We start from the raw sequence: 23,357 nt of genomic DNA, 5'->3' as shown, positions 1-23,357 counted from the left end.
CTCAACCTGAAATCGAACCATGTTGCGCCAACTCCTGATTTTGATCTGGTTGCTGTGTCTGTCGATGCCTGCTGCCGTCCATGCGCAGAACCTGCCCATGACGGTTGATTTGCGGCAGACATCTCAGTCCCCCAAGGGAGATGGACCACTGACCCTGGTCTGGCAATGCTCGGTTGCCTCGACAGGACTTCTGGAAGGCTATTTCCTGGTCACTGCCCACGATGGCGTTCAACAGTTTGGTCAGTATCGTTCGAATGATGTTGCGTTACACGCCGGTTTCCATGAAATCCCCATGATGCTGCCTCCGATGAAGGTGGACAACGCGTTTTCCAATGTCAGCTTACAGGTCAGTTTCGTTACAGCGGACAGAAAGTACGATCTGAAAAATGAGTTTCTACTCCGTGTCGGGCGTGTTTATGAACGCATGTTTGCTGTCGGCTTTTGTGATTCGTTTGATACCAGTCTCTCCCAGGCTGAAAAACGTCTCCTGGATGAACTTAAATTTGAAGCGATCAGTCCCTCCGATCCGTTACCCGTCGATCTGCGGCAAATTCTCAGAAAACACGGTCTGGATAATCGAGGCTACCTGACAAATCGCCCCTTATCTCTCAATATGCAGACATTCTCGATCTATGTAGGACCGGCTGAGTTTCCCCAGCTTCCTTTAGATTGTCATCAATACGACATCCTGCTGATTACAGAGCAGGGGCTGGAAGCATTCGAATCACGGCATCTGCGGGCCATTCTGCAGTGGGTACGCTCGGGGGGCAGTCTGTGCGTGCTGGTAGGGGAGAATCCCAAGCCTTCACAGGTGCAGTTTCTCAACCAGTTGTCAGATAATGTGGGAAGCACGCCCTTTGTGCTCAACTCCGCCGGAAAACTGGAGCAGGACGAAGCCCAGACGACCTGGTTTTTTCGAACCGGCTGGGGGCGCTCTGTGATCGTGACTGCAGATGCGATCGCAAACGACTCGTTATCTGAAACGCAACGCAGACAGATTCCCTTTTTTCTCTGGAAACTGCGTCAGTCTCAACAGGACTATTACGCAGCAAATCAACGCTGGGACGAACAGCCGCTGATCAATGCCTATGTCGATCGGGTAAAGCAGAATCATAGTCGCTATGGAGAAGCTTATACTCCCGCCGAAATGTTCAATCTGAATTATCACCCTGTCAGCACGGGGGGCGCTGTCGTCTCCAGTCTGATGCCGGAACATCTCCGTATCGTGCCTGCGTCGCTGATTATGTTGATTCTGTTGTGCTACGTCACCGTAATCGGTCCGGGAGAATATTATGTTCTGGGTCGTTTTAACTTGAGACGCTTTACCTGGATTACCTTCCCGCTGATCTCCGTCGGTTTTGCAGTGATCGCATTTCTGATTTCGAATTTCTTCATGCAGACTTCGCACGAACGCAAATCACTGGTGATCATTGACCTGGATTCACAGGGAAGACCCGTCAAAGAAAATCAGATCGAGCTGATTTTCACGGGCTCTTATCAGGATGTCGAAACACCAGTCAAATCCGGCTTGCTGACCTCGCTCAACCAGTTGGAACTGGGAATGGGAGAGAATTATTACCGCTATTCACGCGGGACGGACGCCGCTCTGGTCGGGCCGCCCTATTATGCGGGCTCCATTCCAACACAATATTCGGTTTTCCAGCGTATGCCGCAATGGACGCCGCAGCTCAATCGCATCGTCAATAATTACCCCCAGTCAGAACAGCCGTCTTTTAACTGGGCATCATTTAACACAAAGCAGTTGGCCACCGTGCAGGGGCGAGAGCAATTGAAAAAACAGATTGAAGCAGAATTCGGTAATCAGGCTTTAGTGATGATCTACAACGGAACCTCTGCCGGAAAAGTGGCAAAATATCCCATGAACCACCGGCTGCAACATCCCTCACAGAACCAGACGCGTTACCCGTCGAGATACCGACTCTTCAATACCGAGCAGTATCACAATGGAATCCATAACCATGTTCAGCAGAGTTTCATGGATGACCTGTGCGTACGCAATCAGGGAGGACTTTTCCAGATTGTTTCGCAGGTTTCTCCTTCCGGGGGAAACAACTATGAAGACCTGAGCATTCTGGACCCTTCCGCTCCCGGACAGTGGCTGGTGGTGATCTTTATTCCGGGCCAGACCCAGGACACGGTCTATCGTCAACTGTTGTTTTCCCCAAGCCGGCAGGCCGTACAAGCCCTCTGACAGAGGTGTGAATTGAATACTATGAGCATACAACCTCCAATGGTGGAAGTGAAAAATCTGTGGGTCCGCTACGGTAAATATGAAGCTGTCAAAGGGATTTCGTTTACGATTCCCAAAGGCGAAGTCTTCGGTTTCATCGGCCCCAACGGTGCCGGGAAGTCATCCACGATCAAAGTTCTGGCGACGCTGCAACGGGAGTATGAATGCGACGCAGTCAAAATCAACGGAGTTTCTGTGCATAAAGCACCGCATCTGATCCGCGAGATGATCGGCTACATGCCCGATTTCTTCGGCGTGTATGAAGACCTGACCGCCCGCGAGTATCTGCACTTTTTCGCCGCCGCCTATCGCATTAATCGCAGTCGACGCAAAGCAATTGTTGACGACGTGCTGGAATTGACCGATCTGACAGAAAAGATTGACTCTCCTGTTGACTCACTGTCGCGCGGAATGAAACAGCGACTGGCCCTGGCACGCGTCCTGCTGCACGATCCGGATCTGCTGCTGCTGGATGAACCAGCCAGCGGCCTGGATCCGCGGGCGCGAATTGAGGTCCGTGAACTTCTGGTGGCCCTCAAAGAGATGGGAAAGACGATCATCATTTCCAGCCATATTCTGCACGAACTATCGCAGCTTTGTACCAGTATCGGCATTATTGAGGCAGGTCAGTTTGTCACCCAGGGATCACTGGATCAGATTTATAAACGGCTTGAGCTCAGCCGAGTCATTCACGTGCAGATTGTCGGTGAGATGAACGGGATCTGTCAACAGATCGAACAATTCGAAGGGGTCAAGTCCGTTTCCGTGCAGGCGGATCGCCTGGCAATTCAACTGCAGGAAGACCAGATGGCCGTCGATGAACTGCACGCCAGACTGGCAGCGACGGGGGCCCGGATCCGCATGTTCCAGGCGGAAGCCATGGATATGGAAACGGTATTCATGAAGTTGACGGAAGGCAAGACGGCATGAAATTCAAAGGAATCCAACTCGGGCTTCCGCTGCTCTCCAAAGAGCTGACAGAACTGGCCAACCGCCGTAGAACTTACATCATCCGCACCATTTATGCGCTGCTGTTCCTCGGATTTGTCGGTTTTATTTACATTGATCTGATGTCGGGACTGCAAAATAACCCGATGGCCATTCTGGGGCGGGGCCGCGATATCTTCGAGGCGATGATCTATCTGCAGTTTATCGCCATTTATCTCTTCCTGCCCGCGATTTCCTGTAGCGTGATCACCCACGAAAAAGAGCGCAACAGTCTGGGGCTGTTACTGATTACTCGACTGAGTCCCGGGACCATCATTCTCGAAAAATACCTGGGGCGTTTAATTACGATGCTCACATTCCTGACACTGGGGCTTCCAATTCTGGCTTTCGCCTATGCCCTGGGTGGGGTTTCACCGGCGATGTTTATCAGCGGGATCTGGTTTCTGCTCATGACGATGCTGCAGGTCGCCGCTTTAGGCGTTCTCTGCTCCAGTTTCTTTCGCAGTACGGTTGGTGCCTTTATTGCGACCTATGTGTTTGGTTTTTTCATGCTGTTTGGGCCGATCATCGTCTACGAACTGAATCTGTTTTATTACCGGGAACTGTTTCACGTTTTTTCACAGGTGCTGCAAAATATACCGGCTTTGAGTAATCTGCTGGGGAATTGGGGGCGATCGTCTGAATTGAACCTGTTCCTGTTCGGCCCCTACCTCTTTGATCTGTGCTCCCGTACGACCGGTATCTCCGCAATCCTGGGACCACTCATTTTGAGTATTCCCATGCTGACTGTCACCCTGATGTTTCTGATTATGGCCCATTATTTTCTCGTGCGTCGAGCCTTCCTGACGCCGCGAAATCTACTGTTAAATATGTTCAAAAAACTGGACTCGCAGTTCAGTAAAATTAATGATAATCGCGTGACACGGGGTATCGTACTGGTCCAGGATGATGTGAAGCTGCCCGAGAATGATCCCATCGCCTGGCGGGAAACATCCAAGAAATCACTGGGCACGTTTCGTTATCTGTTTCGCATCCTGGTCGCGCTGGAAGTCCCCATTCTGTTTTTGTGTATCTTGATTGCCACCGGTAGTCCGGAACCGGTAGTTCCCGGGGCGGTCATGTTGCTATGGGGTGTCTGGATCCTGACAACGCTGCTGCTCGCGGTTTCAGCGACCAGTCTGATTGCAGGGGAGCGTTCTCACGAAACACTCGATGTCCTGCTCACGGCGCCTCTCTCAGGGAGAGAAATTCTCAGACAGAAGATTGCCGGCGTCAGACGACTCTGCCTGGTGCTGTTGATTCCCCTGTTGACCATCGTGTTGTTTGAAACCTGGTGGAAAATGGAGTACCACCTGGCCGGCTATTCTTATTCGTCTTACCGCCGCTCCAGTTACTCAACAAGCTGGTTCGCCTATTTTACAGGTTCGATGCTGACGATTTCGATCTACCTGCCGATGTTGATTTATCTGTTCTGCTGGATCGGGATGAAAATCAAATCCCAGACGAAAGCCATCCTGACGGCTCTGGGGGGCGTCATTCTCTGGTGCCTGTCCCCGTTCATCCTGGCGTTTCCCCTTTTTGTATTAAATCCCTCAATGAATGAAGATTCAGTGATCTACGGCGTTCTACTGGGACCTGCTTCTTTTATCGTGGTGAATGAAATTGCTGAATTTCATGATTTCGGATCGATCTGGATTCCTCTCATCCTTAATTCCCTGATCTATGGCTGCCTATGTTTCTGGTTTCGCCACTTGTGTCTCGGGCACATTGATGAGAGACTGGGGCGGTTGGGGGACACGCCTGAACAGGATTATGTTCCTCCCGCACCACCGAGTAATTCGAAACCAGTATTGAGTTCTCCCCTGGAAGGATAGAATGTGACGAGGATGTTTCGAACGTATCTAAACTACAAAATCATTAACCAGCTGCTGCTGATCTTCATGTTGTTGATGTTGCCTCCCGCTGTCTATGCGATTGATGTCGAGGAGACCATCTGGGGATTCAATAACCAACCGGTTCGGGGAAAATTTGTCCCGCTCTCTCTGCGTTTAAGCAATAATACTCCTGAGGTCTTCGACGAAGCAGTCCAGTTGAATCGTCAGCAATTTAATGGAACAAAAGTCGGCGCGCCACTGTATAAAAAAGTCTATCTGCCGCCTTACAGCTCCCAGTGGGTCCAGTTCTATCCTTATATCGTCGATGGTCAGGATGAAGACTGGAGTCTGAACTGGGGCCCCGGTTTTGTACAATATCGCAGCGTCAAACGAACCGGAGGTACCGTCACCACAACCGGGCCTCTTCGGATTATCATCGCCGGGAGCGATGGTCTACTTCAGGGGGGAGCCAGCTTTAAGAAATATCCGGAAGACCTGTTTCCTCCGTTTGTGACCGCGACGGATTCATTGGATGAAGTCATTCTGGGTCATGTGCCACGCTGGGATGTGGCCCGTCGAGACTCGTTCATGGAATGGCTGGAGCAGGGGGGCATTCTGCATCTGCTTCCCGACCCCAGTGGCGAGAGTTTGAAATTTACATCGAACTTAGCCCCCCTGAATGCCCCCTTCGATCATTTTCGCGTCGGTGCGGGACTGGTGATTCGCCACGCTACCAAGTTGAATCAACTGAAAGCGACGACTCTTGATGAACGAATTCAGGCCGTCCGCGACAGCGAGGCAAAGTCGTTAGGCATTTATACTGCTGCTCCCCTGGCGAATGAATCCCAGTCCAGCGGAGAGAACTATGATCCTTACCAGTATGGGGACATCAACTCTGGATTTCTTTACCAGTTATCCGAACTGACACGCCCCACTCATAACTGGGCGGTAATTTATATTATGACGTTATTCTATATATTTCTGATCTTTCCCGGCTGTTATCTGTTTCAGCATCGAAAAAATATGATGCGGTATCGCAATTCCCTCCTGTTTCTACTCTGTACCGTTAGCGTATTCAGCATTATCTTCTGGACCATCGGGAAACGCGGTTACGGAGAGAAAACGACTATCAACAGCGTGCTGCTTGCGAAACCACTCCCCGACAATCATCTAGACCTGACCTGCTGGATGAACTGTTTCGTCACTGAGGGGGACGATTACCAGTTTTCGGAAGACGGTGAAGGTGCCATTTTTTCAACAGCGCAAGTGATCGAACGGGTTCGTGGCGGGATTTTCAATGGCAACGACGGCAGGTTCGTATCCGACATTCCTCCCTTTTCGAGCCGCCGGATGATATACCGGATCAAAGCCCCCTATACGTCCCCCCGGTTTTCTGTGCAGGATTATGAAATCGACATGGAAAACGGGAACGTGATTCTCAAACAGCTGACCCTCAAGTCAGAAACGCCACTTCCCCCCGGCCTGAATCGCCAGCAACTCATCCTCGGAAAATACGTTTACGATCTGATTCCCTCTTCCGGTGAAAATCCGAGCGAATTATCGTTAGGCAAAAGCCGAGAACTGCTTTCAGCCTGGAACAGACACCTCGATTCGGATCTGCTGTATTCTTCACGGCTCAGGACCGCAAATTCGGATGAAGATATTGAGCAAGTCTATGACAGCTTGCGTACGCACTTGATATTAAAAGATCTCGGTCTGCTCAGCTCCGAAAAGCTGCAACAGTACCAGGGTAACTCATCTCGCCTGCAACTCTTCCTGTATGGCGAGATTCCGGAAACACTAAAAGTAAAAACCAACGTGCAGGGAACCCAGCAGGGACGTATTCTCTTCGCCTGTAATCTCGCCTTACCCGAGAAAAAGAATCTGACCAATGATAAATGACCAACAGAATCATCCGCCTGTCATCAATATTGAGAATGTCTCGCATTCCTTCAAAGGGCATCGTGCACTTCAGGGAATCAGTTTCCAGGTTCACCCACAATCCCTGCATGGGTTCGTAGGACCAAATGGTGCCGGCAAGACGACGACGCTCAAAATCATCTGTACGCTCCTGCAACCACAGGCAGGCAAAGTTGCTGTTTTTGGGCATGACGTGCGTACCGCCGTCAAAGAGATTCGACGGCGAATCGGTTTCATGCCCGATCATTTCAGTACTTACCGACAGATGACGGTCTTCGAATATCTGGACTTCTTTGGGGCTGCTTATGGCTTAAAGCAGGAACAGCGCGATCAGGTCATCAATGATGTGCTGACATTAACGGACATGGATGGCCGCCGAGATTCGCTGATCAGCGGACTGTCACGAGGCATGCAGCAGCGGGTCAGTCTGGCACGGGTGCTGGTGAATGATCCCGACCTGCTATTGCTAGACGAACCGGCATCCGGTCTGGATCCCCGTGCCCGGATTGAGTTAATGGAAATTCTCCAGGAACTGAAGCGAATGGGCAAAACGATTTTCATCAGTTCACATATCCTCAGCGAACTCGCTGAGTTGTGTGACAGTGTAACCATTATCGACCGGGGCTTGATCAAATACAGCGGATCCATGGATGGCCTGTTGAATTATGAACAGGAACATCCCGTCTATAAGATCACCCTTGAGTCGGAACCGGATGCGATTATCGCAGCTCTGGCGAATGAACCCGGTATCGTCAATGTCGAAAAGACACCCAAACCACGGGAAATGCGGGTGACATTTGATATGACGATCCTCAATTCCAGTGCGCTGCTTTCTAAAATCATCGCACTCAATGGAGTCATAGATTCCTTCCAGCGCGACAAGAAGCACTTGAACCAGGCGTTCCTGGATCTCACAGAGCAGGGGGTACGCTGATGTTTCAGGGAACCTTTGCGCTGTTTCACCGTGCATTGGCAGTCGACTTTCGTCTGATGCGCACACACCTGTTTCGCTTCCTGTTTGCGATCCTGATTCTGTTCTGCCTCTTCTCCGCCCAGATGAGCAGTTCCATGATGGGGGCGGCTGGTCTGGCTTTGTTCGGCCAGATCGTCTATCTGAATTTTGTGTTTATCCTGATTGCAGGCATCAGCTTCTTCGCAACAGCGATCACCGAAGAAAAGGAAGAAGAGACCATCGGACTGTTATTGATGGCGGGAGTCAACCCGGTCTCTCTTCTGCTGGGGAAAATGCTGCCCCGCCTGATTGCCGCCCTGTTACTGCTCTCGATTCAGTTCCCGTTTACGCTATTGGCAATCACGCTCGGCGGCGTTATGTTCTCGCAGGTTCTGGCCGCCTATATCGCGCTGGCAGCCTTCCTGTTTCTGGTTGCCAATCTGGGCCTGCTGTGCTCTGTGATCAGCGCACGTTCGCGGACGGCTTCCACCCTGGTCTTTATCGGCCTGGTTACGTACTTTCTGGGTGTCCCTCTGTTTGAACTGTTACTGACCGCGTCCATCAAAGAGGACTGGATCTCAGGAAATTTCTTCCCTGTGAAAGTCGCGGGGATAATGCTCGAATGGATCTACGATTCATCCGTGATTAAACAGGTTACGACCATCCTGTCGACTGGCTTCAACGAGACGGCCTGGGGATACCAGTTCTGGAGTAATCTGTTGTTTGGACTGTTCCTGTTTGGCGTAGCGAACTGGCTGTTCACCCGCTTTGCGTTGCTCGAACAGTCTTCTACTCCTGAACGCAGACTCGTCGCGAAAAAGAAACGCAGTCTGTTTTCCCCGGGGCGCGCCTGGTCTCAGGCACTGATGTGGAAAGACTTCTTTTTTGTCCACGGCGGCTATGGTATGAGCCTGATCAAATTTGTTGCCTACGGAATGGCTTTGTTCTCTCTCTGTACTTTTTTTGGTTATACCACGCGTAGCTATTCCATCCAGGAAATCGGAATGACGATGTTCTGGACCATGTTGATTGTCATTCTGATTGAAATCAGCCTGATCTCAGCGCGGATCTTTCATGTGGAAATCCAGTGGAAAACGCTGGTCTCCACGGCGATGCTCCCCGAGTCGATGGCGAAGATTGCTTATTCAAAAGTACTGGGATCGTTACTGAGTATCCTGCCAGCCTTCTTCTATCTGTCATTGGGTGTGTTATTCAGCCTCAGAGAAATGCGTTACGATTCCGGTCTGGTCTTTGCCGAACCCGGGTTCTGGATGATGTGTACCGAGATCCTGTTTTTCTGGCATCTGACGGCTTTTCTGTCCACCTATATTAAATGGGGGGCATTGCCCCTTTCGTTCTTCATCATGTGGATGGGTAACACCTTTTTCTTCATTTCAGTCAGTTTACTTTCCCTGGGAACAGGGGCGCCTGATATGGATGGACTTTCCGTCGCGGTAACGTTTATGATGATGATTGGCATTATTGCTTTTCATTTTCTGATCAAAGAACGTTTGGTCCATCTGGCTTCACAATAAACTGTTCCTTTTACCTGCTGAAACAGAGGTTCTTATGCACTCACCCATCAGTCGTCGAAACATGCTGCAGACATCAGGCGCGCTGGCAGCAACGGCGCTCGGGCTTTCGGCGGCCCATGCTTCTTCTTCCAAAACAATTAAGGGAAATATCAATCAGTCAGTCGTTCACTGGTGCTTCAAGAAGTACTGGGACATCGACAAAACGGCCCAGGTCGCCAGTCAGCTGGGAATCAAAAGTGTAGAACTGACGCCGGCCGAGAACTGGAAAACACTTCAGAAACATGGTTTAACCTGTGCGATCGCATCCAGCCATGGATTCAAAGTCGGATTCAACAACCCGGATAACTGGGATCAATGTATTGAAATTCTGCGTAAGCGAATCGATGAATGTGCCGCGGGCGGCGTCAAAAATGTGATCACTTTCACCGGCATGCGGGACGGTATCAGTGATGATGAAGGAGCGAAGAACTGCGTTGCCGGCTTGAAAAAGATCATTGGTTACGCCGAGAAGAATAATGTGAATCTCTGCCTGGAGATGTTGAATTCACGGGACAGCAGCCATCCCATGAAAGGGCATCCCGGTTATCAGGGAGATCATACGGATTACTGCATCGACATCATCAAACAGGTCGGTTCGGACCGAATGAAGCTGCTGTTTGATATCTACCATGTCCAGATCATGGACGGGGACGTGATCCGTCGCCTGCACGAACATAAGGACTACATCGGTCACGTGCACACAGCCGGGAATCCGGGGCGTGGCGAACTGGATATGAAACAGGAAATCAATTATCCACCAATCATGCAGGCGCTGCTCGACATTGATTATCAGGGATTTGTCGGACAGGAATTTATTCCAACGCGCGATCCCTACGAGGGCCTGAAAGAAGCCGTCATTCTGTGTGACGTCTAAGCAATTCAGCTGCAGAAAACAGAAAAACAGCTGGGAAGAAAATCATTTTTCTTCCCAGCCGTTTTGCTTTGAATTACGGTGAATACCGTTCTCAGGCAGTCAGTTCCTGAATAACCAGGTCGCCCATCTCACTGGTCGAAATGCTCTTACCACCGGCGGCAATATCAGCTGTGCGATGTCCTGCAGCCACAACCCGGGCGACAGCCTCTTCGACGGCAGCCGCTTCCGTTTCCAGGCTGAGCGAATGTCGCAGCAGCATGGCGGTGGCCAGAATCGTTGCCAACGGGTTCGCAATCCCTTTGCCGGCGATATCCGGTGCGGAACCGTGAATCGGCTCATACAAGCCGGGGCCATCGGAGCCCAGTGATGCAGAGGGGAGCAGTCCCAGGGAACCGGGCAGCATCGATCCTTCGTCAGTAAGGATGTCGCCAAACATGTTTCCAGTGACGACGACATCAAAATCAGAAGGTCGCGAGATCAGGTGCATGGCCATTGCATCGACGAGAACTACTTCGTATTCGATATCCGGAAACTCGTTCTTGATCACATCCGCGGCAACCTGACGCCAGAGACGAGAGACTTCCAGCACGTTTGCTTTGTCGACGGAGGTCAGCTTGCCCCGCCGGTTCCGGGCCGATTCTGCAGCCAGGCGGACGATACGGGCGATTTCCGACGTTGTGTACGTCATCATACTGTAAGCTTTTTCGCCATCGGGAGATTCCATGCGGCCAGACTCACCAAAGTAAATCCCGCCGGTCAGCTCACGGAAAAAGAGAATATCGGTGCCTTCGATGATTTCCCGTTTGAGCGGTGAAGCGTCGAGCAACTCATTGTAGGGCTTAATCGGACGCAGATTTGCGAACAGTCCCAGTTCCTTCCGGATTTTCAGCAAACCGGCTTCGGGACGTGTTTTAGCGGTCGGATCGTCCCATTTAGGACCTCCGACGGCTCCCAGGAGAATCGCCTGCGATGCCTGGCAGGTCTCCAGAGTTTGTGGAGGCAGCGGATCGCCGAAATCATCGATGGCATTGCCTCCCATGGGGCAGGAAGGAGTTTCGAACTGGTGGCCATATTTATCGGCAACCGTATCAATTACTCGCTTGGCCTGTGCAACAATTTCCGGCCCGATACCATCGCCGGGTAATAGGGTAATCCGAGCTTCCACGGTTCTTTCCTCACTTGATCTGAAAATTTGTCAGCAAACATTTGATAAATCTTACGGAAGAGTCAATTTAGCGACTGAACAGTGAAAACTCCAGTCGGGGCTCAGGCGATTTTTCATGGATCCCGGTCACGATGCAGTTTCAAGGATTGAAGGGGTCTAAAACCGAATGTACACCTTGTTGGTGACCAGTATGACTGTCATAACCGGACAGCTGTTATTATCCGAAACAGTTGAATTCCCATAGAAAATCAAGTGAAAAGAGCAAGTTACCGATAGAGAAAGATAAGAACCCGCTGTTTTTGCAGAGTGGGTCGTTATTTGATTTACTTCGTCGATTCGCATTCACAGCCCCCAAGACTGGTCAGGAAGGTTTTTTGGAAAGGGGCTTACGCTCAGGAGGAGCTAGCGAAATAGTAATCGATGTATGCTACAGGACAGGGACATCGCATGTTTCGCTCATCATTTTTTGCTGCCGGCTTGTTTGTATTGCTGACGGGTACGTCATTTCTGTTTGTGGACAAGATGGTCCTCTCACACCAAGTGACGGTGGAAGAAGAACCAGAGCCCGTTCGCGAACCTGAGTTCCGTGGATTTCTGGGAATGACCTCACTGAATGAGGATCAGCAGGAAGAACTGAATCCCCCCGACTGGGCTGCCTTCAGCCTGATGTCGATCGGTGCAGTCACCATGCTTTACGCAGTTGCATTGCCCAAAAAAAACAAATAATCTCCGACTGATCCCAGAGATATCAGATCAACAGCGATGAACGTACCTGGTTCATCGCTGTTTTCGTTTCAGGATTCCAGTCGCATGGTCGACCACAGACTAGGGTCCTGGCCAAAGGGGAATTCCTGGTTGATCGTCATGAATTGCTCACCCAGTTCCGAATCAAAGATCTTATAGTAAAAACCGAGCTGTGGATAAGCGGCAGGATCGTAGCCGTTGAGCGTTTCTGCAGGTAGCCAGGCTTCCAGTTCGTAGCCGTTGTTTTTGAGCTCCGACCAGAGTTTGATCTGAGAGAGGTCCGACTGTGGAGAGTCTGACTGGGCGCGATTGATTGTCATCTGCGTGCAGAGCGGCTGTTTCCGGGTATTTCCACAGGCCTGGAACTGAAACAGGTGACAGTACCGGTTGGCCCGATGAATGTTTTTGGTATCGCGTGTATCAATCCAGACCTGAAAGGTCTCTGCAGGCGTCGTGGGATGCTGTTTCGCATCCACTTTCAGACTGATTCCCAGTCCCTCGTTATTCCAGGCCAGCTTGACCGTTCCCCATTTTGAGGCATCCTGCTGAAACGTCAGATCGGGCAGGGTACAGGCAGCGGGCAGCTTGAGCAGCCGCCCCTTCTGATGGGGAATCTTTTTTACTTCCTGCAGCGTGATCGCGTGGCGAAAGTAAAACGAATGTGGGATGATCGACATAAGCTTTCAGGTCCTGAACTTTTAATATTCTCAACAGCGATTAAAATCATATCAGTTGCCTGTCACACCATCCAGCGTTGTTCCCGTTCTTTCCCAGCTGTTTTTTTATTGAAAACCAACCGGGATTCAGAAAGTCGTCTATGCCCAGCCAGTCGATACAAGCCATTCAGATTTATGGGGCTCGCTGCCATAATCTGAAAAATATCGACGTCTCTTTTCCACATCAGCAACTGACGGTGGTGACCGGAGTCAGTGGTAGTGGCAAAAGCAGCCTGGTGTTTGACACTGTGCACAGCGAAGGCCAGCGACGCTTCCTGGAAAACCTCTCGCCGGCCACCCGTCAATTACTCAGCCAGATGACGCCTCCGGATGTGGACCAGATCACAGGACTGCCTCCCACAATCAGTATTGAACAGACCCCGCGTACCCAGTCGAAACGCAGCACACTGGCGACGCTGACCGAGGTCTACGATTTCTTTCGCATCCTGTATGCCCAAGTGGGAATCGTGCATTGCACGCGTTGCGGGCAACCCTTGCACCAGCAATCAGCCGAACAGATCGTCGATCTGATTCTGGCACTGGAAGATCGGCAGAAGGTCATGATTCTGGCGCCGGTGATCAGCGGTAAGAAGGGACAGCACACTGCACTCCTGGAGAAGATTGTCAAAGAGGGGTTTGTGCGAGCGCGCATTGATGGCGAGATTCTGGATGTGACACAGGCTTCCGATCTCAACGAGCAGATGGACCACGATATTGAAATTGTGATTGATCGGATTATCGTCAAAGAGGGGATTGAAGCCCGTCTTAAGGAATCGGTCGACCTGGCTCTCAAGCATGGCAATGGTGCCTGTTATGTAACCCATCAGACACCGGAGGGCTGGTCGGACCGTTATCTGAGCACCCGTCTGGCCTGTGGGGCCTGTAATTTGAGTTTCCCGGATCCCGAACCCCGCACCTTCAGCTTTAACAGCCCCTATGGAGCCTGCCCCGTCTGTGATGGACTGGGGGTGATTGAAGCGGACGATGATGAGGAAACGGTCTCCGTATGCCCTGACTGTCAGGGGGGGCGACTGAATATCTATCCCCGCTCCATTTTTCTACACCAGACCTCCATTGACCAGTTGATGCGAATGACACCCTCAGGCATCACCGCCCGGCTGAATGAGTGGGAGTCTCAGGAGCTCGAACACTCCGGCGCCCGAAATCGGGAAATTGCCAGCCAGTTGGTGCCGCCGATCCGGAGTCGTTTGCAGTATCTGGAGGAAATCGGCCTGGGCTATCTGCAGATGGCCCGACCTGTTCGAACGCTTTCGGGGGGAGAGTTGCAACGAGCAAGACTGGCGGCCTGCCTGGGGAGTGAGACAACCGGTGCCTGTTATATTCTCGACGAGCCGACCGCCGGTTTGCATGCAAAAGAGACGGAAAAACTGCTGACCATTCTAAATCGCCTCAAGCAGAATGGTAATACCGTGATTGTGGTGGAACACGATCTGGACCTGATCAAAGCCGGTGATCTGATTCTCGACCTGGGGCCGGGTGCAGGGGAGGCGGGAGGCGAAGTCGTCGCCGCGGGCACCTACGAGGAGGTGGTCCGGAACGAAGAATCGTTTACCGCCCGGGCACTCCGCCACGCAGCTCACTTTCCAGATTCGCAGACAAGTCCCCCGTTAGACGCGAAAATCAGCCTTACCGGGGCACGACTGCATAATCTTAAAAACGTGACACTCGAACTTCCACTCGGACAACTCGTCTGTGTCGCCGGTGTCAGTGGATGCGGCAAAAGCTCGTTGATCATGGAAACGCTGGTGCCGGCTCTGAAAGCGGAATTACGAAAGCAGCAGGTACAGAACAAAGAATACGAGTCCCTGGAAGGAGTCTCACACCTGCAACAGGTGAAGACCATTGATCAGACTCCCATTGGTCGCAGCGGCCGCTCTAATCCGGCGACGTTCTGTGGAATCTGGGATGAAGTTCGCAAATTATACGCGCGTACAAAGACAGCGCGATTGCGGGGATACACGGCGAGCCGTTTCAGTTTCAATTCGAAACAGGGACGCTGTACTGCCTGTCAGGGACAAGGGTACCGGCGTATTGATCTGCAGTTCCTGCCTTCCCTGTATCTGCCCTGTGAGTTGTGTGACACACGGCGTTTTAACCGACAGACACTGGCCGTCAAGTATCGTGATAAAAGTGTGAGCGATCTGCTGGACATGTCCATTGTAGAGGCGGCACAGTTTCTGGAGGCGATCCCCAAGGTCAGTGATGTGCTTAAAGTTCTGGTTGAACTGGGACTGGGTTATCTGGCACTGGGGCAGCCGGCCAACATGCTTTCTGGCGGTGAAGCTCAGCGATTGAAACTGGCGAAAGAACTCATCACCCGCACGCCGGGACAAACGTTGTTTGTACTCGATGAACCGACACGCGGGCTGCACGTGCATGACATTGACCAATTAATGCACGTATTACGACGACTGGTTGGAACAGGTCATTCGGTCCTGTTTATCGAACATCAGGCACAGGCAATCATCCAGTCTGACTGGATGATTGAACTGGGACCGACGGGAGGCGAAGCCGGTGGTTACCTGCTCGATGCCGGCACTCCCCGGGATGTGACCCGGCGCAAAGCAGGGGCGACCGGTGAAATGCTGTCTGAGCTTCTGTTGCGATAAACGGGTTCGGTCTGTTTTGGAAAAAGTTGGTAGTACAGTCCTGAAATCATCGCGGCAGGAAACTATAATCCTCTCCCGCAGCGTACCGTACAGACAGATCGCGCTGTAAGAACGAAATTCCCGGCTCTTAAGCACAGTTACAGAAACGTCATGAAATTATTTAACGAATACGGTATCTCCTTTGAATATCCCGATGACTGGGAACTCACCAAACAGGTCGATGAAGAACACGGAGAAATCCAGATCAGTGTCAGTAGTGAGGAATCATCCTTCTGGTTGATCTCACTCTACATGGTCGATATCCCCCCTGAGGAATTACTCAACCGTTCACTGGAAGTCTTTCGGGAAGAATACGAAGAAGTCGATGTCTATAAAACCGACGTCAAGCTGGCAGGGAAAACCTGCCTGGCACGCGATCTGGAATTTGTCTGTTCTGAACTGATAAACAGCGCCTTTCTCCGCGTATTCGAGACGGATCTGTTTACGGCATTCGTACTCTACCAGGGGACCGATCAGGAACTCGCCAATACGCGGAAAGATCTGGAAGCAATTTCAGCCAGCCTGGATGTGTTTGACAGCGGCTATGAGGGCTATCTGGACATCGTCTAGGGATCACCGAAATCCGCTCCGACTCTCCGTGCGATATTATCAGAATTATTCACGAATCCCGGTGGAATCCCCGTCGAATTTACGTTTTTTCTGATGAGGTATTGTAGATCGAACTCCGAATCTGGATAATGTGACTGACGTTCTATAACCGTAATCGACACGTTTACAGTTCAGGAGCAGGCTGATGTCAGTGGAAATTGAGTCGCATCAGGTCGAGAGCATCGGAATCGTTGCCGGCCTCGTCTGGCAATATTTGAGCGAGAATGAGCCGGTTACATTAAGCAAACTGTCTCGTGAAATAGATGCTCCCCGCGATCTGGTAATGCAGGCCGTAGGCTGGTTGGGCCGTGAAGGAAAAATTTGCTTTCACAAAGGCTCTCGCAGCAAACTCATTTCTCTGAAGGAAGAATAGCAGACAGTTCTGCAGATTGATTTCTGACTGCCCGCAGCGATCTGGGCACATCACTGCGGACAGACTGGAATCAGAGTCGTTTCGGTATTGCCCTGTGGGAGAATCTTTACTGATGAAAGGCTCAAATCTGACAGAACTCTACCAGCAGGCTCGTCAGTTACTGAAAGAACGCAAGGTCAATGAGGCTGTTGAGATCTACCAGCGGATCATTGGCACTAAACCGACGGAAAAGAAAGCCCATACCGGACTGGCTACGGTTTTCTTTCAGCTCAAAAGATACCCGGAAGCAATCGAGCACTTCAAAACACTCTCCAGGCTTTCCCCCGCTGATGCCTCTCCCTACATTAATATGGGAGCCATCTATAATCGCATGGGAGAATATCGGCAGGCCCTGGATGTGCTCCGCAAAGCGGTGCAGAAAGATAAGAAATCGGCAGACGCGTTTTACAATATGGGCATCGCTCACAAAGGCCTGAATCAGTTCAGCATGGCGGTGACTGCTTATAAGCAGGCGATTACTTTCGACCCGGATATGGTCGATGCGCACTTTAACCTGGGTAATGTTTATCTCGAAATGAAAAACCTTACCCAGGCGCATATGAGTTTCAGCCGCGCCCTGGAAATCACGCCTTCTTTCAAAAAAGCAGTCAATGCACTCAAGCTTCTCGATGCTGAATCAACCAAAGAGAAAGCCGGTTTTAATCCCTTCGGTAGACTCGTCGATGAATCAACGCTACGAAAAAAGAACGTTTCGATCGCAACGCGAGCCATCACTGAAGAAGAACGCGCAGTCGATCGCAGGGAACTGCACAAACTCTGTGAAGAAGTGCAGGTTGTGGCGGAGAGTATTATCCGCGATTTGAAAACGGGGGTCACTCCTTCGATTCTGAACCTCAACCGCTGTATCTCACAGGGAGCAAAACATTACTCTGAACTGGCCCAGGTGAATGAGGACTTCCAGAGAAAACTCAAAACGATGAACGATATGCGAAAACTGCTCAAACATCGCATGCTGGAAATCCGTGCTCATGAAGAGCTGATGAATACGATCGACATGCAGTAAACTCCTGATCCCGGCTTTACCGCAACAAGCGACGATACGTTCGATAGGGAGTGACTGTCACTTTCTCGTCCTGGCTGATGGTGCAGGTCAGGGCACCGTCGGATGCAGTGGTATAAACTCTGGTTTGTGGTGCATAGACCTGCTGTAGCTGGCCAATCGTCTGTGGTTTGCCCCCACTTACAATCACATAGTCCGGATGGGCCCATTCTGCCAATTCCCGTGTGTTCGCTGTCAGGCTGCCGTGATGCGGCGAGAGGAGTACTTCAATTGTCCCGGGTGACTCCTGCGCAAGCAGTGCCTGTAATCCATCTCCTTCCAGATCACCAGTCAACAAAATCCTTCTGCCTTGATAGGATACCAGCACCGTCAGGCTGGCGGCATTATCTTCTGCGAACGTCTGCGCGTTGCCTGGATGCAGAAACTGGATTGTAGCGCCTGCTCCAAGATCCAGCTGATCGCCCCTGCTGACCAGCGTCATCGGTAAGCCTTCGTCCTCTGCCAGTTCGCTTAATTCAATCGTACCAGCTTGACGGTGGTCCAGAAATGACTTCGGGAAGGCCAGTTCCCTGACATATCCCCGCTCAAGTAGACGGGATGCCGCGTTGTAATGATCCTTGTCTGCATGCGAGAGCAAGAGCAGGTCTACTCGACGGATGCCGTGCGCCAGCAGCGTTTTGCGGATAATCTCACTGGTTCCGTCGACCGGCGCCAGCGAACCGGCATCGTAGAGTACGGTCGGGCCAGCCGGGGATTCAATCAGGATTGCCGCACCGTGATGAACGGCGATGATCGTACATTTTAATGCAGGTTCAGCGTGGTTGACAGTGGGGATAATCAGCCCCCCCAGTATCCAGCAGGGGACGAGTGACAGTCGGATTTTTCGTAACCACGCGGGCGAAAATAGATCAGTTGTCACTCTTACCGGAAGAACAGCCAGGAGAATTAACGAATAATAACAGATCAGCCACCAGGCTGGGGGAGACGGTAACTCGTAATGGCCGCCGGGAATCTGTGATGCGAAATCAACCAGCGACAATAACAGTTGCAAGCTGCTGTTAAAGCAGTAACCGAACAGGTTCGTTCCCCAGGGCAGAATCGGTCCCGCGAAAATCAGCAGGTATCCCAACAGTAAGACCAGAAACAGGAATGGAAATACCAGGGTGTTGATCAACAATCCGACCGGAGCCAGCAGGTTGAAATAATACATGACCAGCGGAGCCGTCAGCAGCCAGATCATCAACGTAACCAGAAAAACGCTGTAAAACATGCGGAACAGTCGGATCAGGACCTTGTGCAACGGGGTCTGCAGGACCGGGTCCTCTGCCAGAATACGCCAGCGTAACGGAATCCAGGATTGTGCGAATGGCTTGCTGTAGAAGTCCTGTTGTACGGTCCACAGAATGGCGGCAACGGCGAGGAAAGACAATTGCGTACCCGGGTCAAACAGATCTGTGGGATTGATGATGAGAATCACCAATGCAGTAATACAGACCAGATTCCCTGTCGTAATCGTGCGCCAGTTAATCAGTCCCAGGACGGCCAGGATGCAAAAGAAAGCCGCACGCAAAACCGGAGGTCGGATTTCAATAATGGAAAGATAAAAGCCAATCGCCAGCACCAGAAGCCCAAAGGCCACCTTGCGAGGCAGATTTAACACATGGCAGAAGCTCCAGACAAACAGGCTGAAAAAACCAATATGGAGCCCAGAGATCGCGAGGAAATGCACCAACCCGGATCGACTGAACTTCTGCTGGGTTTCGGGACGCAATTCCGATCGGTCTCCCAGCAGCAATGCTAGGGCGATCCCTTGTGTCTCGCCTGACGTCTGCTGGATGATATTGTCTCTGACTTTTTGGCGCAGTGTTTGACGAAAAGAACTCCATGACCAGCGAGCACTGGGAGAGATGACGCTCACCGCATCTGAAAATTTAACCGACAAACGGGCTTCGATCTGCCGTTTGCGGTAATATTGGCTGAAGTCAAAATCCAGTGGATTCAGTTTACCACTGATAGGGGTTAATTTCCCACAGACGGTAACAGTATCGCCCAGTGAAAAGGGAACAGATCTTCCTGGCGTGGCAGGTTCATAGATAGAGACCTGTATTTTCCCAGAGACCGGAAACTGATTTTGCCCTGTGTCAATCTCCCGGCACGCGAGTACCAGCATTGTCCTTTGCTGAGGGGCGTCAGGATTATACTGCTCATCCGCATCAGCGATTGCTGTTTGGGGCATGGTACTGACAATGCCTGTCACACGTACCAGCTTGCTTGTTTCGTCTGCGGTCAGTCCGTCATCAAATATCCGGCTGATGTGATCCGGTGCATGACTGTACCAGAAAACATGATGCCGCAGTCCTCCCATACATAAAAGCATGATGAGTAACAGACACCCCGAAATGGCAAATCGCCGCTGGTAACAGGCCACACACCAGAACAGTGCCGCCAGTCCACTGAACCAGATCCAGTCGCCCAGCGGGAGCGGGTAAAAGGCATCCGTTATAATCCCAGCTGCAAACACCAGTAGTACTGTCAGAGCAGGCGAACGGGGAAAGCGGCTCACTTCACGATCCTTCTCTGCAGTGACCGGCGGTCTTTCCAGAGAAGTATTGCTCATGTGCTGTTTTCCTGACTCAGTCCGATTTTGAATTTTCGGGCAGGTGCAGATCAACCTGACCATGCATCGTGTAGAAGCGAAAACGCTCTCCGTCCGGAATTAAGAGTCCACTGGACTGATTCGCTTCCGGCTTAGTGAGGGGATTCCCCGGATATTTGACCCAGTGTAGCAGATCTTTGGAAGCCGCCAGATTTGTCGTCCAGAGAGAGGGTTTTCTGGCCGCCGCTGTCCCGTGGAACACCATGTAATAGGTGCCACGATGCTTAATCAACTGATTCATGGCGATCATTTTCTGATCGTATTTGGCCGGGCCAGGCACCATCACCGGCTGATCGTTGTTCACATTGGTCCAGACTTTCATGTCGGGAGAAATCGCCAGCCAGATGCCGGCGTCCCGTCGCTCATAAAACAGGTACCATTGAGCGTTTTCATGCCAGACAACAGGGGTTCCATAGGGCCCCTCCGGAATCGGTTTTCCGTTACTCAGTCGAACGTCCAGAGCGCCGACCCGCTTCCAGTTCACAGCGTCAGTAGATACCAGGTGCTGGGCAATGTCGTTCTTGCCTTCCGCGAACATGTGATAGGTCCCGTCATATTTGAGGACCATCATATCTTCAACCCAATGTTTCTCGTAAAGCGGATTACAGGGGGAGCGGGTCCAGTGGATTCCATCATAGGACCAGGCATAGCCCAGCTTTTTCAGCCCCTCGCGGCTGCCGTCATAACCCGTAAACCAGAGGTGATACAGATCCCCCTCCGGCATGATCCACCCACGTTCACGAATTTTGACATCCCAGTGTCCCGGCCCCTGGGCCTCGAAGATTGGATTGTGCTGATAAGGGACGAATTTTGTGAGTTCATCGGGAAATGTGATCTCTTCTGCACTGAGTGTCTGCACCCGCAGAGAAACGATCAGGGCTTGAAAGAACAGGACAGAAAAGATTACAGTCAGAGTGCGTTTCATTGTGATTCGATTCATTTTCCTACAATCGTCAGGTTTCTTGTGTTTCCACTGCCAACTCCTCGGAGTTTCGCTATTATACGCAGATCGCTTTTGAAATTACAAAAGCGTGGTTGCGGAAATCGGATCCGCCAGATGATTCCCCATATGATGCCATAGATTTCAAGAGGAAATCCCATGACAGAGTCAACCGCTTTGCTCGATATCCAGGGGCTTAAGACCTACTTTCACACCAATCGTGGCGTAGTCAAAGCTGTCGAAGATCTGACCATTCATATTGAAAAGGGGAAAACACTGGGGCTGGTGGGAGAATCGGGGTCCGGCAAGTCGGTGACTTCGCTGTCGATCATGAAACTGCTCCCCGATACCGCTGCGAAAATTGATGGCGGTTCAATTTCCTTCCTGGGAAAAGATCTGGTCAAGCTCCCCGATCCCGAGATGCGCAAGATTCGCGGCCGTGAAATCAGCATGATTTTCCAGGAACCGGGCACTTCTTTGAATCCGGTTTTCCGGGTTGGCAAGCAGGTGATGGAAGCCATCATGTTGCACCAGAAGGTCAGTCAGGCTGAGGCAAAACAGCGGACCATCGAACTGTTTCACGAAGTCGGAATCCTGGAACCGGAGCGACGTTTTTCGAGTTATCCACACGAAATGTCAGGCGGTCAGAAACAACGCGTGATGATCGCGATGGCCTTGAGTTGTAACCCGGAACTGTTGATTGCCGACGAACCCACGACCGCCCTCGACGTGACGATTCAGGCACAGATTCTGAATTTGATTCGTAAACTGCGGGATGAGCGGGGCATGTCGGTACTGTTCATCACCCACGATCTGGGAGTGATCGCGGAAATCGCCGACGATGTGGCCGTCATGTTTCGTGGGAAACTGGTGGAATACAAACCGGTGATGGAGATCTTTGAAAATGCAGAGCATCCCTATACCAAAGGGTTGCTTGCCTGTCGTCCGGCACTCGATACTTCCTTTAAGCGGTTGCCTACCGTTTCTGACTTTATGGATTTCGAAGAAACCTCACCCGGCGAATACCGGATTGAGGAAAAAAAGTTCGATGAAAGCCGCTTTCTCGAGTTGACGACTCACGGTCGTCCCCGCCTGCTGCATCCGCGGAGCGAACTGGAATCGATGGGTTACCAGTGGGACACGGTGCAGAATCTTCCCGAATCAGAATATGTCCAGGACGGCGAGAAACCGATTTTAAGTCTCGATGATTTGCACGTGCATTACCCGATCAAAAGCGGTGTCCTGCGTCGCACAGTCGACCATGTGCGTGCCGTCGATGGCATCTCATTGAATATCTATCGTGGGCAGACACTGGGACTGGTAGGCGAGTCCGGTTGTGGAAAAACGACAACAGGCAAAGCCATTGTCGGCCTGGCACCTGTTTCGCATGGGAAAATTCTGCTCGAGGGGAATGATCTGGCGCACATGAGTCGTTCGGGCAGAAAACCGTTTCGACGTAAAGTGCAGATCATTTTTCAGGACCCCTACAGTTCACTCAACCCCCGCATGATGATCTCGACGATCATTACCGAATCGATGATCGCGCACAATCTGGGAAGCTCCAAACAGGACCGGCGCGATCGTGCTGCTGCACTGCTGGAAGAGGTCGGGTTAACGGTTGATTATCTGGATCGCTATCCGCATGAATTCTCCGGCGGTCAGCGTCAGCGCATCTCGATTGCCCGGGCATTGGCGGTCGAGCCAGAGTTCATTATCTGTGATGAATCTGTTTCGGCTCTCGATGTTTCCGTGCAGGCGCAGGTGCTGAATCTGCTCAAAGATCTACAGGAACAGCATCACCTGACTTACATTTTTATCAGCCACGATTTGAGTGTGGTGAAATTCATGTCAGACATGATGGCAGTGATGAATCAGGGAAAACTCGTCGAACTGGGCCCCTCAGAACTGATTTATCAGGCCCCGCAGCAGGACTATACAAAACGTCTCATCGAATCAGTGCCTACTGATGACTTGGCGCAAATCCGGCTCCGAGTTGAACATAGAAAAAAGCAGAATTCGTAGCGCCAACGCT

17 protein-coding genes are annotated in these 23,357 nt (G+C 51.4%); 13 read left to right on the top strand and 4 right to left on the bottom strand.

The features are described from left to right. Positions 1-19: 19 nt before the first annotated feature. Genes RID21_RS16780 through RID21_RS16750 form a run of 7 tightly spaced genes read left to right on the top strand, consistent with a single transcriptional unit; the run spans position 20 to position 10,393 of the window. A complete protein-coding gene (locus tag RID21_RS16780) occupies positions 20-2,212 on the top strand; it encodes a hypothetical protein (protein ID WP_350190777.1) in 2,193 nt (730 codons plus the stop codon). A gap of 21 nt (positions 2,213-2,233) precedes the next feature. Further along, positions 2,234-3,181, top strand: a complete 948-nt coding sequence (locus RID21_RS16775; protein ID WP_350190775.1) for an ABC transporter ATP-binding protein — start codon at positions 2,234-2,236, stop codon at positions 3,179-3,181. After that, positions 3,178-5,073, top strand: coding sequence for an ABC transporter permease (locus RID21_RS16770; RefSeq protein WP_350190773.1), 1,896 nt, complete (start codon positions 3,178-3,180; stop codon positions 5,071-5,073). The genes RID21_RS16775 and RID21_RS16770 overlap by 4 nt, the downstream gene beginning before the upstream one ends. 12 nt (positions 5,074-5,085) lie before the next feature. Then, positions 5,086-6,975 carry a hypothetical protein gene (locus tag RID21_RS16765; protein ID WP_350190771.1) on the top strand — a complete coding sequence of 630 codons (1,890 nt, stop codon included), beginning with the start codon at positions 5,086-5,088 and terminating at the stop codon, positions 6,973-6,975. After that, on the top strand, positions 6,965-7,927 hold the full coding sequence (locus RID21_RS16760; protein WP_145439956.1) for an ABC transporter ATP-binding protein: 963 nt from the start codon (positions 6,965-6,967) through the stop codon (positions 7,925-7,927). The genes RID21_RS16765 and RID21_RS16760 overlap by 11 nt, the downstream gene beginning before the upstream one ends. Then, positions 7,927-9,480 carry a hypothetical protein gene (locus RID21_RS16755; protein ID WP_350190769.1) on the top strand — a complete coding sequence of 518 codons (1,554 nt, stop codon included), beginning with the start codon at positions 7,927-7,929 and terminating at the stop codon, positions 9,478-9,480. Before RID21_RS16760 ends, RID21_RS16755 begins: the two co-directional genes overlap by 1 nt. Positions 9,481-9,514: 34 nt before the next feature. Further along, complete coding sequence (locus RID21_RS16750; protein ID WP_350190767.1) at positions 9,515-10,393, top strand: hydroxypyruvate isomerase family protein; 879 nt, start codon at positions 9,515-9,517, stop codon at positions 10,391-10,393. Between the two features lie 91 nt (positions 10,394-10,484). Here RID21_RS16750 and leuB read toward each other — a convergent pair whose 3' ends face one another. Beyond that, a complete protein-coding gene (gene leuB, locus RID21_RS16745) occupies positions 10,485-11,558 on the bottom strand; it encodes a 3-isopropylmalate dehydrogenase (protein ID WP_350190765.1) in 1,074 nt (357 codons plus the stop codon). Positions 11,559-12,005: 447 nt separating this feature from the next. Between leuB and RID21_RS16740 the strand changes: the two genes are divergently transcribed. Continuing rightward, positions 12,006-12,284, top strand: coding sequence for a hypothetical protein (locus RID21_RS16740; protein ID WP_350190763.1), 279 nt, complete (start codon positions 12,006-12,008; stop codon positions 12,282-12,284). A 68-nt stretch (positions 12,285-12,352) separates the two neighbouring features. On the opposite strand, the gene RID21_RS16735 is transcribed toward RID21_RS16740, so the two are convergent. Next, positions 12,353-12,979, bottom strand: a complete 627-nt coding sequence (locus RID21_RS16735) for a DOMON domain-containing protein (RefSeq protein WP_350190761.1) — start codon at positions 12,977-12,979, stop codon at positions 12,353-12,355. A gap of 140 nt (positions 12,980-13,119) precedes the next feature. Here RID21_RS16735 and RID21_RS16730 point away from each other — a divergent pair, with 140 nt between their 5' ends. The 4 genes from RID21_RS16730 (at position 13,120) to RID21_RS16715 (ending at position 17,732) form a co-directional block, all read left to right on the top strand. Beyond that, a complete protein-coding gene (locus RID21_RS16730) occupies positions 13,120-15,648 on the top strand; it encodes an excinuclease ABC subunit UvrA (protein ID WP_350190759.1) in 2,529 nt (842 codons plus the stop codon). A 150-nt stretch (positions 15,649-15,798) separates the two neighbouring features. Continuing rightward, positions 15,799-16,257: a hypothetical protein gene (locus RID21_RS16725; RefSeq protein WP_350190757.1), complete on the top strand. Its 459-nt coding sequence runs from the start codon at positions 15,799-15,801 to the stop codon at positions 16,255-16,257. A gap of 184 nt (positions 16,258-16,441) precedes the next feature. Then, positions 16,442-16,669, top strand: coding sequence for a winged helix-turn-helix domain-containing protein (locus RID21_RS16720; protein WP_350190755.1), 228 nt, complete (start codon positions 16,442-16,444; stop codon positions 16,667-16,669). Between the two features lie 112 nt (positions 16,670-16,781). Next, a complete protein-coding gene (locus tag RID21_RS16715; RefSeq protein ID WP_350190753.1) occupies positions 16,782-17,732 on the top strand; it encodes a tetratricopeptide repeat protein in 951 nt (316 codons plus the stop codon). Between the two features lie 16 nt (positions 17,733-17,748). On the opposite strand, the gene RID21_RS16710 is transcribed toward RID21_RS16715, so the two are convergent. Both RID21_RS16710 and RID21_RS16705 read right to left on the bottom strand, forming a co-directional pair. Continuing rightward, the gene (locus tag RID21_RS16710) at positions 17,749-20,346 is read right to left on the bottom strand and encodes a DNA internalization-related competence protein ComEC/Rec2 (protein WP_350190751.1); all 2,598 of its coding nucleotides are present in this window, start codon (positions 20,344-20,346) and stop codon (positions 17,749-17,751) included. Between the two features lie 16 nt (positions 20,347-20,362). Further along, the gene (locus tag RID21_RS16705) at positions 20,363-21,310 is read right to left on the bottom strand and encodes a glycosylase (RefSeq protein WP_350190749.1); all 948 of its coding nucleotides are present in this window, start codon (positions 21,308-21,310) and stop codon (positions 20,363-20,365) included. A 174-nt stretch (positions 21,311-21,484) separates the two neighbouring features. On the opposite strand from RID21_RS16705, the gene RID21_RS16700 reads away from it, so the two are divergent. Then, positions 21,485-23,347, top strand: a complete 1,863-nt coding sequence (locus tag RID21_RS16700; RefSeq protein WP_350190747.1) for an ABC transporter ATP-binding protein — start codon at positions 21,485-21,487, stop codon at positions 23,345-23,347. Positions 23,348-23,357 lie beyond the last annotated feature (10 nt).

The organism is Gimesia sp. (assembly GCF_040219335.1).
In the GTDB taxonomy this organism is placed as follows: domain Bacteria; phylum Planctomycetota; class Planctomycetia; order Planctomycetales; family Planctomycetaceae; genus Gimesia.
Note: the sequence above shows the minus strand (reverse complement) of the source record. Positions and strands in the feature narration are given on the sequence as shown.

Excerpts from the sequence above, each read along its gene's own strand:
- RID21_RS16780 (WP_350190777.1), top strand. The coding sequence starts at position 20 with ATGTTGCGCCAACTCCTGATTTTGATCTGGTTGCTGTGTCTGTCGATG.
- RID21_RS16775 (WP_350190775.1), top strand. The coding sequence starts at position 2,234 with ATGAGCATACAACCTCCAATGGTGGAAGTGAAAAATCTGTGGGTCCGC.
- RID21_RS16770 (WP_350190773.1), top strand. The coding sequence starts at position 3,178 with ATGAAATTCAAAGGAATCCAACTCGGGCTTCCGCTGCTCTCCAAAGAG.
- RID21_RS16765 (WP_350190771.1), top strand. The coding sequence starts at position 5,086 with ATGTTTCGAACGTATCTAAACTACAAAATCATTAACCAGCTGCTGCTG.
- RID21_RS16760 (WP_145439956.1), top strand. The coding sequence starts at position 6,965 with ATGATAAATGACCAACAGAATCATCCGCCTGTCATCAATATTGAGAAT.
- RID21_RS16755 (WP_350190769.1), top strand. The coding sequence starts at position 7,927 with ATGTTTCAGGGAACCTTTGCGCTGTTTCACCGTGCATTGGCAGTCGAC.
- RID21_RS16750 (WP_350190767.1), top strand. The coding sequence starts at position 9,515 with ATGCACTCACCCATCAGTCGTCGAAACATGCTGCAGACATCAGGCGCG.
- RID21_RS16740 (WP_350190763.1), top strand. The coding sequence starts at position 12,006 with ATGTTTCGCTCATCATTTTTTGCTGCCGGCTTGTTTGTATTGCTGACG.
- RID21_RS16735 (WP_350190761.1), bottom strand. The coding sequence starts at position 12,979 with ATGTCGATCATCCCACATTCGTTTTACTTTCGCCACGCGATCACGCTG.
- RID21_RS16730 (WP_350190759.1), top strand. The coding sequence starts at position 13,120 with ATGCCCAGCCAGTCGATACAAGCCATTCAGATTTATGGGGCTCGCTGC.
- RID21_RS16725 (WP_350190757.1), top strand. The coding sequence starts at position 15,799 with ATGAAATTATTTAACGAATACGGTATCTCCTTTGAATATCCCGATGAC.
- RID21_RS16720 (WP_350190755.1), top strand. The coding sequence starts at position 16,442 with ATGTCAGTGGAAATTGAGTCGCATCAGGTCGAGAGCATCGGAATCGTT.
- RID21_RS16715 (WP_350190753.1), top strand. The coding sequence starts at position 16,782 with ATGAAAGGCTCAAATCTGACAGAACTCTACCAGCAGGCTCGTCAGTTA.
- RID21_RS16710 (WP_350190751.1), bottom strand. The coding sequence starts at position 20,346 with ATGAGCAATACTTCTCTGGAAAGACCGCCGGTCACTGCAGAGAAGGAT.
- RID21_RS16705 (WP_350190749.1), bottom strand. The coding sequence starts at position 21,310 with ATGAAACGCACTCTGACTGTAATCTTTTCTGTCCTGTTCTTTCAAGCC.
- RID21_RS16700 (WP_350190747.1), top strand. The coding sequence starts at position 21,485 with ATGACAGAGTCAACCGCTTTGCTCGATATCCAGGGGCTTAAGACCTAC.